Origin of the sequence: uncultured Massilia sp. (genome assembly GCF_913773735.1) — a bacterium.
In the GTDB taxonomy this organism is placed as follows: domain Bacteria; phylum Pseudomonadota; class Gammaproteobacteria; order Burkholderiales; family Burkholderiaceae_D; genus Telluria.
Map to the genome: position 1 here is coordinate 164,000 of NZ_CAJYEB010000010.1, position 12,276 is coordinate 176,275.

9 protein-coding genes are annotated in these 12,276 nt (G+C 68.7%); 7 read left to right on the forward strand and 2 right to left on the reverse strand.

What is annotated here, in order from left to right; all coding sequences use genetic code 11:
• Positions 1–2 precede the first annotated feature (2 nt).
• The 4 genes from prpC (at position 3) to QZ749_RS04175 (ending at position 8,199) form a co-directional block, all read left to right on the forward strand.
• On the forward strand, positions 3–1,175 hold the full coding sequence (prpC, locus tag QZ749_RS04160; RefSeq protein WP_296943595.1) for a 2-methylcitrate synthase: 1,173 nt from the start codon (positions 3–5) through the stop codon (positions 1,173–1,175).
• 124 nt (positions 1,176–1,299) lie between these two features.
• The gene (gene acnD / locus QZ749_RS04165) at positions 1,300–3,900 is read left to right on the forward strand and encodes a Fe/S-dependent 2-methylisocitrate dehydratase AcnD (protein ID WP_296943597.1); all 2,601 of its coding nucleotides are present in this window, start codon (positions 1,300–1,302) and stop codon (positions 3,898–3,900) included.
• Positions 3,901–4,037: 137 nt separating this feature from the next.
• Positions 4,038–5,225 (forward strand): 2-methylaconitate cis-trans isomerase PrpF, encoded by a 1,188-nt coding sequence (gene prpF, locus QZ749_RS04170; RefSeq protein WP_296943600.1) that lies wholly within the window; start codon positions 4,038–4,040, stop codon positions 5,223–5,225.
• Positions 5,226–5,334: 109 nt separating this feature from the next.
• Complete coding sequence (locus tag QZ749_RS04175) at positions 5,335–8,199, forward strand: EAL domain-containing protein (protein WP_296943603.1); 2,865 nt, start codon at positions 5,335–5,337, stop codon at positions 8,197–8,199.
• Between the two features lie 36 nt (positions 8,200–8,235).
• Here QZ749_RS04175 and xth read toward each other — a convergent pair whose 3' ends face one another.
• Positions 8,236–9,000 (reverse strand): exodeoxyribonuclease III, encoded by a 765-nt coding sequence (xth, locus tag QZ749_RS04180; protein ID WP_296943606.1) that lies wholly within the window; start codon positions 8,998–9,000, stop codon positions 8,236–8,238.
• Between the two features lie 506 nt (positions 9,001–9,506).
• Between xth and QZ749_RS04185 the strand changes: the two genes are divergently transcribed.
• The 3 genes from QZ749_RS04185 to QZ749_RS04195 all read left to right on the forward strand — a co-directional run bounded on the left by QZ749_RS04185 (position 9,507) and on the right by QZ749_RS04195 (position 10,661).
• Complete coding sequence (locus QZ749_RS04185; RefSeq protein ID WP_296943608.1) at positions 9,507–9,857, forward strand: hypothetical protein; 351 nt, start codon at positions 9,507–9,509, stop codon at positions 9,855–9,857.
• A complete protein-coding gene (locus QZ749_RS04190) occupies positions 9,857–10,048 on the forward strand; it encodes a DUF1653 domain-containing protein (RefSeq protein ID WP_296943609.1) in 192 nt (63 codons plus the stop codon). The genes QZ749_RS04185 and QZ749_RS04190 overlap by 1 nt, the downstream gene beginning before the upstream one ends.
• Positions 10,049–10,202: 154 nt before the next feature.
• Complete coding sequence (locus tag QZ749_RS04195) at positions 10,203–10,661, forward strand: hypothetical protein (protein ID WP_296943611.1); 459 nt, start codon at positions 10,203–10,205, stop codon at positions 10,659–10,661.
• Between the two features lie 79 nt (positions 10,662–10,740).
• Here the strand turns inward: QZ749_RS04195 and QZ749_RS04200 are convergent, their stop codons facing one another.
• Entirely contained in the window at positions 10,741–12,237 is a 1,497-nt protein-coding gene (locus QZ749_RS04200; protein WP_296943612.1) for a leucyl aminopeptidase, read from the reverse strand.
• Between the last annotated feature and the right edge of the window lie 39 nt (positions 12,238–12,276).

A 12,276-nucleotide genomic window follows, 5' to 3' on the forward strand; every position in this document is an offset into this window, starting at 1 on the left:
CGATGAGCGATACCAGGACCGACAACAAGACCGAAGGCGCCACCTTCAAGCCGAAGAAATCCGTCGCCCTGTCCGGCGTCGCCGCCGGCAATACCGCGCTGTGCTCGGTAGGCCGTTCCGGCAACGACCTGCACTACCGCGGCTACGACATCCTGGACGTGGCCGACGCCTGCGAGTTCGAGGAGATCGCCTACCTGCTGGTGCACGGCAAGCTGCCCAACGTCGCCGAGCTGAAAGGCTACAAGGCCAAGCTGCGCTCGCTGCGCGGCCTGCCGCACGCGGTGAAGGCGGCGCTCGAGGCGCTGCCGGCCGGCGCCCACCCGATGGACGTGATGCGTACCGGCGTCTCGGCGCTGGGCTGCGCGCTGCCGGAAAAGGACGACCACAACATCGCCGGCGCGCGCGACATCGCCGACCGCCTGATGGCCTCGTTCGGCTCGATGCTGCTGTACTGGTACCACTTCAGCCACAACGGCCGGCGCATCGAGGTGGAAACGGACGACGACTCGATCGGCGGCCACTTCCTGCACCTTCTGCATGGCAGCAGGCCGGCGGACGCCTGGGTCAAGGCGATGCACACCTCGCTGATCCTGTACGCCGAGCACGAGTTCAACGCCTCGACCTTCACCGCGCGCGTGATCGCCGGCACCGGCTCCGACATCCACTCGGCCATCACCGGCGCGATCGGCGCGCTGCGCGGCCCGAAGCACGGCGGCGCCAACGAAGTCGCGCTGGACATCCAGCAGCGCTACGAGAACGCCGACGAGGCCGAGGCCGACATCCGCAACCGCGTGGCCAACAAGGAAGTCGTGATCGGCTTCGGCCACCCGGTCTACACGATCTCCGACCCGCGCAACAAGGTGATCAAGGAAGTGGCGCGCCAGCTCTCGCAGGAAGCCGGTTCGATGAAGATGTTCGACATCGCCGAGCGCCTGGAATCGGTGATGTGGGAAGTCAAGAAGATGTTCCCGAACCTGGACTGGTTCTCGGCCGTGTCGTACCACATGATGGGCGTGCCGACCGCCATGTTCACGCCGCTGTTCGTGATCGCGCGCACCTCGGGCTGGGCCGCGCACGTCATCGAGCAGCGCATCGACAACAAGATCATCCGTCCGAGCGCCAACTACGTGGGGCCGGAAGACCTGGCGTTCGTGCCGCTGGCGGAACGCAAATAAACCACCCCGCCGTCGTCCCCGCGCAGGCGGGGACCCAATTTCGCATGCGCCGTCGCAATGCGCGCAGATTGGCCCCCCGCCTTCGCGGGGGCGACGGTTCAAGCAGTACCTTATCGTCGACATCATGAACAACGCATACCGCAAACCCCTGCACGGCACCAACCTGCACTACTTCGACGCCCGCGCGGCGGTCGAGGAGCTCCAGGCCGGCGCCTGGGACAGGCTTCCCTACACCTCGCGCGTGCTGGCCGAGAACCTGGTGCGCCGCTGCGAGCCGGCCGCGCTGGTGCCGTCGCTGCGCCAGCTCGTCGAGCGCCGGCGCGACCTCGACTTCCCCTGGTTCCCGGCGCGCGTCGTCTGCCACGACATCCTCGGCCAGACCGCGCTGGTCGACCTGGCCGGCCTGCGCGACGCCATCGCGGCCCAGGGCGGCGACCCGCGCCTGGTCAATCCGGTGGTGCCCACGCAGCTCGTGGTCGACCACTCGCTGGCCGTCGAGTGCGGCGGCTTCGACCCGGACGCGTTCGCCAAGAACCGCGCCATCGAGGACCGCCGCAACGAGGACCGCTTCGACTTCATCGAGTGGACCCGCACGGCCTTCCAGAACGTCGACGTGATCCCGCCGGGGAACGGCATCCTGCACCAGATCAACCTGGAACGCATGAGCCCCGTCGTGCAGGTGCGCGACGGCGTCGCCTTCCCGGACACCCTGGTCGGCACCGATTCGCACACGCCGATGGTCGACGCGCTGGGCGTGATCGCGATCGGCGTCGGCGGCCTGGAGGCCGAGAGCGTGATGCTGGGCCGCGCCTCCTACATGCGCCTGCCGGACATCGTCGGCGTGGAACTGTCGGGCCGTCCGGCCGAGGGCATCACCGCCACCGACATCGTGCTGGCGCTGACCGAATTCCTGCGCAAGTCGAAGGTCGTGTCGAGCTACCTGGAATTCCACGGCGCCGGCGCCGCCAGCCTGACGCTGGGCGACCGCGCGACCATCTCCAACATGGCGCCGGAATACGGCGCCACCGCGGCGATGTTCGCCATCGACGAGCAGACCATCAAGTACCTGCGCCTGACCGGGCGCGACGACGACCTGGTCAGGCTGGTCGAGCTGTATGCGAAGGAAACCGGGCTGTGGGCCGACACGCTCGCCGCCGTCGAGTACGAGCGCGTGCTGCGCTTCGACCTGTCGACCGTGGTGCGCAACATCGCCGGGCCGTCGAATCCGCACAGGCGCGTGCCCACCTCGGAGCTGGCGCAGCAGGGCATCGCCGGCACGGTGGAAAACGCGCCGGGGCTGATGCCGGACGGCGCCGTCATCATCGCGGCCATCACCAGCTGCACCAATACCAACAATCCGCGCAACATGGTCGCGGCGGGCCTGCTGGCACAGAAGGCCAACGAACGCGGCCTGCTGCGCAAGCCCTGGGTCAAGAGTTCGCTGGCGCCCGGCTCGAAGGCGGTGGCGCTGTACATGGAAGAGGCGGGCCTGCTGGCCGAACTGGAGCGGCTGGGCTTCGGCATCGTCGCCTTCGCCTGCACCACCTGCAACGGCATGTCGGGCGCGCTCGACCCCGTCATCCAGCGCGAGATCGTCGAGCGCGACCTGTACGCGACGGCCGTCCTGTCCGGCAACCGCAACTTCGACGGCCGCATCCACCCGTACGCCAGGCAGGCGTTCCTGGCCTCGCCGGCGCTGGTGGTCGCCTATGCGATCGCCGGCACGATCCGCTTCGACATCGAGAAGGACGTGCTGGGCGTGGACCGCGACGGCCGCCCGGTGGTTCTCGCCGACATCTGGCCGAGCGACGCCGAGATCGACGCCGTGGTCGAGCGTGCCGTCAAGCCGGAACAGTTCCGCAAGGTCTACGACATCATGTTCGCGCGCCGCGAGACCGCAGAAGCCGCCGCCGCGCCGCTGTACGACTGGCGCCCGGCCAGCACCTACATCCGCCGTCCGCCGTACTGGGAAGGCGCGCTGGCGGGTGCGCGCACGCTTGCCGGCATGCGCCCGCTGGCGGTCCTGGGCGACAACATCACGACCGACCACCTGTCGCCGTCCAACGCCATCCTGCGGGACAGCGCGGCGGGCGAATACCTGGCGAAGATGGGCCTGCCGGAAGAGGACTTCAATTCCTACGCCACGCACCGCGGCGACCACCTGACGGCGCAGCGCGCGACGTTCGCCAACCCGACGCTGAAGAACGAGATGGTGCGCGACCACGAGGGCAAGGTGAAGGCCGGTTCGCTGGCGCGCATCGAGCCGGAGGGCCGGGTGACGCGCATGTGGGAGGCGATCGAGACCTACATGGCGCGCAAGCAGCCGCTGATCGTGGTCGCCGGCGCCGACTACGGCCAGGGCTCCTCGCGCGACTGGGCGGCGAAGGGCGTGCGCCTGGCGGGCGTGGAAGCGATCGTGGCCGAGGGCTTCGAGCGCATCCACCGCACCAACCTGGTCGGCATGGGCGTGCTGCCGCTGGAATTCCAGCCCGGCACCACGCGCCTGACGCTGGGCATCGACGGCAGCGAGACCTTCGACGTGCTCGGCGAGCGCACGCCGGGCGCGACGCTCACGCTGGTGATGCACCGGCGCGACGGCGCGCGCGTCGAGGTACCGGTGACCTGCCGCCTCGACACCGCCGAGGAAGTGTCGATCTACGAGGCCGGCGGGGTGCTGCAGCGCTTCGCGCAGGATTTCCTCGCGTCGACCAAGGTCGCGGCCTGAAGACGCCGCACGCATGCACCGATAACATTCGATCCGTCGTCCCGGCGCAGGCCGGGACCCAATGCCTGTGCGCCGCCGTGGCGCGTGCACACTGGGCCCCCGGCCTGCGCGGGGGCGACGTCCAAGGGATAAGGAAAATGACGCATCAATCACAAATCAGGATCCCCGCCACCTACATGCGCGGCGGCACAAGCAAGGGCGTGTTCTTCCGCCTGCAGGACCTGCCGCCGGCCGCGCAAGTGCCCGGCGCCGCGCGCGACCGCCTGCTGCTGCGCGTGATCGGCAGCCCCGACCCCTACGCCAAGCAGATCGACGGCATGGGCGGCGCCACCTCCAGCACCAGCAAGGCCGTGATCGTGGCGCCCGCCACGCGTCCCGGCCACGACGTCGACTACCTGTTCGGCCAGGTCGCCATCGACAAGCCCTTCGTCGACTGGAGCGGCAACTGCGGCAACCTGTCGGCCGCGGTCGGCCCGTTCGCCATCGGCGCCGGCTTCATCGATCCGGCCCGCATCCCGCGCGACGGCGTCGCCGTCATCCGCATCTGGCAGGCGAACATCGGCAAGACCATCGTCGCCCACGTGCCCATCGTGGACGGCCAGGTGCAGGAGACCGGCGATTTCGCGCTGGACGGCGTGACCTTCCCGGCGGCCGAGGTGCCGCTGGAATTCATGGATCCGGCGGCCGAGGAGGGCGAGGGTGGCGCCATGTTCCCGACCGGGAACCTGGTCGACGTGCTCGCGGTCCCGGGCGTGGGCACCTTGCGGGCCACGCTGATCGATGCCGGCATCCCGACCATCTTCGTGAACGCGGCCGATATCGGTTATAGCGGCACCGAGCTGCAGGACGCCATCAACGGCGACCCGCAGGCGCTGGCGCGCTTCGAGGCCATCCGCGCCCACGGCGCCGTGCGCATGGGCCTGATCGCCAGCGTGGAGGAGGCGGCCCTGCGCCAGCACACGCCGAAAGTCGCCTTCGTGGCGCCGCCGGCCGGCTACACGGCGTCCAGCGGCAAGCGGGTCGAGGCCGGCGACATCGACCTGCTGGTGCGGGCGCTGTCGATGGGCAAGCTGCACCACGCGATGATGGGCACGGCGGCGGTGGCGATCGGCACGGCCGCCGCGATTCCCGGCACCCTCGTCAACCTGGCCGCCGGCGGGCAGGCGCGCGCGTCCGTGCGCTTCGGCCATCCGTCCGGCACCCTGCGCGTGGGCGCCGAGGCGTGCCAGCGCGACGGCGACTGGGTCGTCACCAAGGCGTCGATGAGCCGCAGCGCGCGCGTGCTGATGGAAGGCTGGGTGCGCGTCCCCGGCGACGCCTTCTAGGAGGGCGGCGCCGCCACGATCCTCGTTTCATTTGGTAAATTTAACCCAATGTAAGCTATGATCGGCTCCTACGATAAGGGCTGCGCACAGTCCGGGGATGGAACGAGGGATGGATCGGGTAACGAGCAAGGCGGCCCAGGCGGCCGAGGCACTGGCGCTGATCGCGGCGCCCGCCTGCGCCTGCGATGCGCAGGGCGTGGTATGGGCGGCGAATGCCGCTCTGGTCGAGCTGGCCGGCGGCCCGGTCGAGGGGTTGCCGTTGCTGGCGCTGTTCTGCGGACGCAGCGCCGAAGGCTCGGCCGCCGAGATCCGGCTCGCCATGTCGGGCCGGCGCCGCTGGCATGCGCTGCTGCGCCGGGGCGACGAGCGCCAGCAGGTCGAGGTGCGCGCCCAGCCGCTGCCGCCGGCGAGCGGCCCGGGGGCGACCTTCGTGCTCCACGAGATCGGCCCGGGGCCGGCGCCGCTGCGCGGCTTCGAGCGCGCGACGATGCGCGAGCATGCCGCCGTGCTGGAACATGCGCCGGTCGGCATCGTCGTCACGCTGCCGGACCTGGTCAAGTCCTTCAATCCGCGCATGGCCGAGATGCTGGGCCTGGCGCCCGGCGAGATGAACGGCCGCAGCCCGGGCGAGGTGTTCGCCTCGCGCGCCGACTACGAGGCCTTCAAGGCCGAGGCGCTGCCCGTGCTGGCGGAGGGCCGGCTGTACGAGAAGGCCGAGGTCCAGCTGCGCCGCCGCGACGGCAGCACGATCTGGTGCCGCATCCGCGCCAAGGCGGTCGACGTCGATGCGCGCACCGCCGGCATCGTGTGGATCCTGGAAGACGTCACCGAGGCGCGCCAGGCGACGATCGAGATCCAGGCCATCATGACCAATGCCTCGATCGCCATCTTCTTCACGCGCGAGCGCACCATCGGCCGCCACAACCGCTGCTTCGGCGAGATGTTCGGCTACGATCCCGGCGCGGTCGAGGGCATGTCCACGCGCGTGCTGTATCCCGACGCGGCCGCCTTCGAGGCCATCGGCGCGCAGGCCTACGGCGTGCTGGGGGAGGGGCGTTCGTTCAAGACCGAGACCACGATGGTGCGCAGCGACGGCACGCCGATGTGGATCAGCCTGATCGGCTACGCGGTCAATCCCTGCGACCGCGGCCGCGGCAGCACGGTCTGGATGGTCGAGGACCGCACGGCGCACAAGCGCGCCGAGGAATCGCTGCGCAACGCGCTGCTGGAGAACTGCGCCATCCTCGACAACGCGGTGCTGGGCATCGCCGTGGTCGAGCACGGGCGCACGCTGCACTGCAACCGCAAGATGGAGGAGCTGTTCGGCCACCTGGGCGGCAGCATCGAGGGCATCGCCGTGCGCGACCTGTATCCGGACGCCGCCGGCTGGGAGGCCGCGCGCGCCCAGACCCGCTGCGACTTCGAGGCGGGACGCGTGCACATGGCCGAGCACCAGCTGGTGCGGCGCGACGGCACGCGCTTCTGGGCGCGCCTGTCGGGCCGGCCGTTCGAGATGGAGCGGCAGGGCGGGCGCAGCGTCTGGCTGATCGACGACGTCACCGCCCAGCGCGAAGCCGCCGACGCGCTGCGCCGCGCGCGCGACGAACTCGAGGTGCGCGTGCAGGAACGCACCGCCGAGCTGCAGGCCGAGATCGTCGAGCGGCGCCAGGCCGAGGCGCGCGTGCACCACATGGCCTACCACGACGCCCTGACCGGCCTGCCCAACCGCGCGCTGCTGGCCGAGCGCCTCGACCGCGCGCTGCACGGCGCGCGCCGCGACGCGCGCAAGCTGGCGCTGCTGTTCATCGACCTGGACCGCTTCAAGACCATCAACGATTCGCTCGGCCACCTGGCCGGCGACCACCTGCTGCGCGAGGTGGCGCAGCGCCTGTGCCGCGTGGTGCGCGCCGGCGACACCGTGGCGCGCCTGGGCGGCGACGAGTTCGTGGTGCTGGCCCCCGGCGTGCACACGCGCGAGGAATGCGGCGCCGTGGCCGAGAAGATCATCGCGGCGCTGGCCGAGCCGGTGCAGTTCGAGGGGCGAGGACTGCACATCTCGCCGTCGATCGGCATCTGCCTGTACCCGGACGACGGCGCCGACGTGGCGGGCCTGATGCGCAAGGCCGACGCCGCGATGTACCAGGCCAAGGCGGCGGGCCGCAACAACTACCAGTTCCACGCCGAACGCACCGAGGTCGCGGCGGCGCGCCATTTCGAACTGGAGACGCGCCTGCGCGGCGCCCAGCTGCGCAACGAGTTCGTGCTGTTCTACCAGCCGATCGTCGCCACCGCCGACGGCGGGGTGCGCGCGCTGGAGGTGCTGCTGCGCTGGCGCGACGCGCAGCAGGGCGGCGCCCTGGTGGCGCCGGACGACTTCATTCCGATCCTGGAAGAGAACGGCCTGATCGTGCCGGTCGGCGAATGGGTGATCCGCGCCGCCTGCGAGCAGGCCATGGCCTGGCAGCGCGCCGGCCTGCGCCCGGTGCCGCTGGCGATTAACCTGTCGGCGCGCCAGTTCATGCACCGCGGCCTGGTGCAGGCGGTCCGCCGCATCGTCGACGAGACCGGCGTCGACCCGGCGCTGCTGGAATTCGAGATCACGGAGACGGCGCTGATGCAGCACGGCGGCCTGACGCTGGACACGCTGGCGCAGATCTACGGCATGGGCATCCGCCTGTCGATCGACGACTTCGGCACCGGCTATTCGAGCCTGGCGTACCTGAAGCGTTTCCCGGTCCGCAAGATCAAGATCGACCGCGCCTTCGTGCGCGACCTCGAGGCCAGCAGCGAGGACCAGGCCATCGTCGCCGCCATCATGGCGCTGGCGGGCAGCCTGCAGCTGGCCGTGGTGGCCGAGGGCGTCGAGACCGGGGAGCAGCTGGCGATCCTGCGCCGCCATGGCTGCCAGTTCGCCCAAGGCTACCTGTTCGCGCGGCCGATGGCGGCGGAACACGTGGCGGGATTGCTGGCGTAGCGGCAGCGCCCCCTCGGCCACCGGCAAAACGCCCGATCAATCGATCGTCGCCACCACCGGCGCATGATCCGACGGCTGCTCCCACTTGCGCGTCTCGCGGTCGATGACGCACGCCGTGCAGCGCGCCGCCAGCGCCGACGACAGCAGGATGTGGTCGATGCGCAGCCCGCGGTTGCGGCGGAACGCCATCTGGCGGTAGTCCCACCAGCTGTACTGCTTGTCGGGCTGCTCGAACAGGCGGAACGCGTCCACCAGGCCCAGGCCGAACAGCGCGCGCAGCGCCTCGCGCTCCGGGTCCGAGCAGTGGATCTGGCCGGCCCATTCGGCCGGGTCGTGGACGTCGCGGTCTTCCGGCGCGATGTTGTAGTCGCCCAGGATCGCGAACTGCGGGTGCAGCGCCATCTCGTCGCGCACCCACGTGCGCAGCGCTTCCAGCCAGCCGAGCTTGTAGGCGTACTTGTCGGACCCCACGGCCTGGCCGTTGGGCACGTAGGCGCAGATGACGCGCACGCCCCGGACCGTCGCGGCGATCAGGCGCTGCTGCGCGTCCGGATAGTGCGGGTTGTTGCGCACCACGTCGGCGAGCGGGTGGCGCGACAGGATCGCCACGCCGTTATAGGTCTTCTGGCCGCTGAACGCGACCTGGTAGCCGGCCGCCTCGATCTCGGCGACCGGGAATTTGTCGTCGGTGAGCTTGGTCTCCTGGATACAGAGCACGTCGACCGGGTTGGCGTCCAGCCATTGCAGCAGGTGCGGCAGGCGTACCTTCAGCGAATTGACGTTCCATGATGCTATTTTCATCGTTGCCTTCATACGGGAATTCCGGGAATGCCATCCCGCGCGGGAGACAGCAGCGCCGGCATGATACCCGATCGGTTTTTTGCTGATCAGAATCCAATGGTTTTCGATCGCAAACGGCTGGCACAATCGCGCCACACCCCGCGCACGATTGGAGAAATTTGCTCAAATTACAATAAACTTGTCGTAGAATTATTGCCTAGTGAATAAAAACTCATAGCTTGCCCTGGCAACCCGGGCTTAACTGTGACAAGATGTAACATTCGCGGTAAGACAGTGAGCGTTTACGTATCGTTTCCTTCTCAGTAGAAAAAAGTTGCAGTAGGCCAACTCACATTGTAGTATTAACATATTTCCTGGGAATCAAGTAATCTGTTGTGATTCCTTGCTTTGACAAGCCCGCGCAAGCGGGCTTTCATGGAGCCAGGGCCGGCGTCGACCGGCCGGTGGCGTGTGTAACGATCGCGGATCCGCACCAGGATTTGCACCAGCTTTAGTAAAGGACAACAATGCGCCAAGCATTCGAAGCATGGGCCCAACGCGATGGCCACATTGTCCGGCGTCGTGAAGACAAGCCGGAAGAGTATCTGGTGTACGAAACCCAGCGCCGCTGGCTGATCTGGCAGGCTGCGCTGACGCACGGCCAGAAGGCCGCCGTCGAAGCCCAGCAGAAATTCGTGCCGGGCGAAGGCCAGCCGCAGAAGATGATGGCCGACGAGGCCTCGGTGCGCAACCGCGTGCTCAATGAAGTGCTGGACGCATTCAGCGAGCTCGACGAAAGCACCGGCATCGAAGGTTTCGTCAAGGTCATCCAGGGCCTGAAGAAGAAAAAGCGCGAAGCGGCCGAAGAAAAGGCCTGATGCGCTACCGCCACTACAAGGGCGGCCTCTACGAGCTCGTCTGCGAAGCCGTGCTCGAGGCGGACCACACGCCCGTGATCGTCTATCGCGGGCAGGACGGCAAGACCTGGGTGCGGCCCAGGGACGCGTTTTTCGAGACGGTCGACCCCGCAGACGGCGGCGCCCCGGTGCCGCGCTTCGCGCCGGCCTGACATGCCCCCAACGGATGATCGACCTCAAACCGGGGTCAGAGCCCGGCTCTGACCCCGGTTTGAGGGGGCGCAAGGGGAGGTAATGTTTGCCTTGCGCTCTCATGTCTGGGTTGATCTTGCCGTAAACTAGCGGAACGTCATTCCGGTTCCGTCCATGTCCCATTTCTTTCTACGTAGCGCCTGCGCGGTGCTGTTGCCGGTCCTGGCCGGCGGTTGCGCCACCACCGGCGATTCCACCCAGCAGCAGCTCGAAGTGCACACGATCCTCGACAACCGCGAGGTCGCGGGCGTCGGCTGCGTGCTCGAGAACGATGCGGGGCGCTGGTTCGTCGTGGCGCCGGGGCGGGTGACGGTCGAGCGCAGCCGCCTGCCGCTCACCGTCGATTGCCGCCGCGACGGCGTGGGCGAATCCAGCGAACGGGTCGGCTCGCGCTACGCCAACGACAACCTGGTCGGCGGCGTCGCCAGCGCCGGCGTCGGCTACTACCTCGACCGCCGCTCCGGCGCCGGTTTTTCCTATCCGGCCACGCTGACCGTGATCCTGCGCGGCGCGCCGGCGCGGCAGGGCGGCGACGGGCAGCCGCCGGTGGCGGCCGACAACCTGGTGTTCTGACCCGCCAATGAAAAACGGACGCCAGGGGCGTCCGTCTTCCAGCGTTGCCGTGCGCGCCCGCGGGCGCGCACGGCGCGCATCACACGCGGTTCAGCAGGAACGTGGTCAGCAGCGGCACCGGACGGCCGGTGGCGCCCTTCGCCGCGCCGCTCTTCCAGGCGGTGCCGGCGATGTCGACGTGGGCCCAGGTGTAGTTGCGGGTGAAGTTTTCCAGGAAGCAGGCCGCCGTGATCGAGGCGCCGCCCGGGGTGCCGATGTTCGCCAGGTCGGCGAAGTTCGACTTCAGCTGCTCGTTGTACTGCTCGCCGATCGGCAGGCGCCAGGCGGTGTCGCCCGCCTGCCTGCCGGCGTCCAGCAGTTCCTCGGCCAGCGCGTCGTGGGCGTCGTCGTGGCGGGTGAAGATGCCCGAGTTGTGGTGGCCCAGCGAGACGATGACGGCGCCCGTCAGCGTGGCGATGTCGATCACGGCGGCCGGCTTGAAGCGCTCGGCGTAGGTCAGCGCGTCGCACAGGATCAGGCGGCCCTCGGCGTCCGTGTTCAGGATCTCGATGGTGGTGCCGTTCATCGCCGTGACGATGTCGCCCGGCTTGGTGGCATGGCCCGACGGCATGTTCTCGCACGCGGCGACGATGCCGACCACGTTCAGCTTCAGGCCCATCTCGCCGATCGCGCGGAAGGTGCCCAGCACCGAGCCGGCGCCGCACATGTCGTACTTCATCTCGTCCATGTTCGGACCCGGCTTGAGCGAGATGCCGCCGGTGTCGAAGGTGATGCCCTTGCCGACCAGCACGACCGGCGCATCGTTCTTCTTGCCGCCGTTGTGCTTCAGGACGATGAACTTCGGCGGTTCGTCGCTGCCGCGGGTGACGGACAGGAAGCTGCCCATCTTCAGCGCCTCGAGCTGCTTGCGTTCCAGCACTTCGATGTCGAAGCCGTAGTCGCCGGCCAGCTTCTTGGCGGTGTTGGCCAGGTAGGTCGGGGTGCAGACGTTCGGCGACAGGTTACCCAGTTCCTTGGTCAGGTTCATGCCGTTGGCGATGGCGATCGACTGGGCCAGCACGGCCTTCAGTTGCGGCGTCGCCTGGGCCACGGCGATGGCCAGCTTGCGCACGCCCGCGGGCGCCGGATCCTTCTTGCTCTTCTGCCCGTCGGTGCGGAACTCCGCCTCGTTGGCGCCGACGACGATCGCGCGCACGGCCCATGCCAGGTCGCGGCCTTTCACATTCTCCAGCGGGAATGCGATAATGCCATCCGCTGCGCCGAGCGTGGCGAAGGCCTTCAGCGTGGCGGACACGGCGCCGGTGAAGCTTTTCTCGCTGACGACGTCGTCGGCGCCCATGCCGACCAGCAGCACGCGCGCCGCGGTCACGCCGGCCACGCCGCGCAGCAGCAGGGTCGAGCCCGGCTTGCCGGAGATATCACCCGATTTGACGGCGGCGGCGATGTCGCCGTTCGCATCGAGGGCCTTCGCTGCCTCCGACAGTTTCTTGTTCTCGAACACCGCGACTGCGACGCAGCCCGATTTGGCGGCGGCCAGCGTGTTTTTTGTGTCGAATGCTTTTATGCTAAAGTCCATTTGATTCTCCGTTTCGTGTTTGTGACGCGCGTACGCCTC

Bases quoted from the DNA above. Each gene is read 5' to 3' on its own strand.
- prpC (WP_296943595.1), top strand. From the start codon at position 3: ATGAGCGATACCAGGACCGACAACAAGACCGAAGGCGCCACCTTCAAG.
- acnD (WP_296943597.1), top strand. From the start codon at position 1,300: ATGAACAACGCATACCGCAAACCCCTGCACGGCACCAACCTGCACTAC.
- prpF (WP_296943600.1), top strand. From the start codon at position 4,038: ATGACGCATCAATCACAAATCAGGATCCCCGCCACCTACATGCGCGGC.
- QZ749_RS04175 (WP_296943603.1), top strand. From the start codon at position 5,335: ATGGATCGGGTAACGAGCAAGGCGGCCCAGGCGGCCGAGGCACTGGCG.
- xth (WP_296943606.1), bottom strand. From the start codon at position 9,000: ATGAAAATAGCATCATGGAACGTCAATTCGCTGAAGGTACGCCTGCCG.
- QZ749_RS04185 (WP_296943608.1), top strand. From the start codon at position 9,507: ATGCGCCAAGCATTCGAAGCATGGGCCCAACGCGATGGCCACATTGTC.
- QZ749_RS04190 (WP_296943609.1), top strand. From the start codon at position 9,857: ATGCGCTACCGCCACTACAAGGGCGGCCTCTACGAGCTCGTCTGCGAA.
- QZ749_RS04195 (WP_296943611.1), top strand. From the start codon at position 10,203: ATGTCCCATTTCTTTCTACGTAGCGCCTGCGCGGTGCTGTTGCCGGTC.
- QZ749_RS04200 (WP_296943612.1), bottom strand. From the start codon at position 12,237: ATGGACTTTAGCATAAAAGCATTCGACACAAAAAACACGCTGGCCGCC.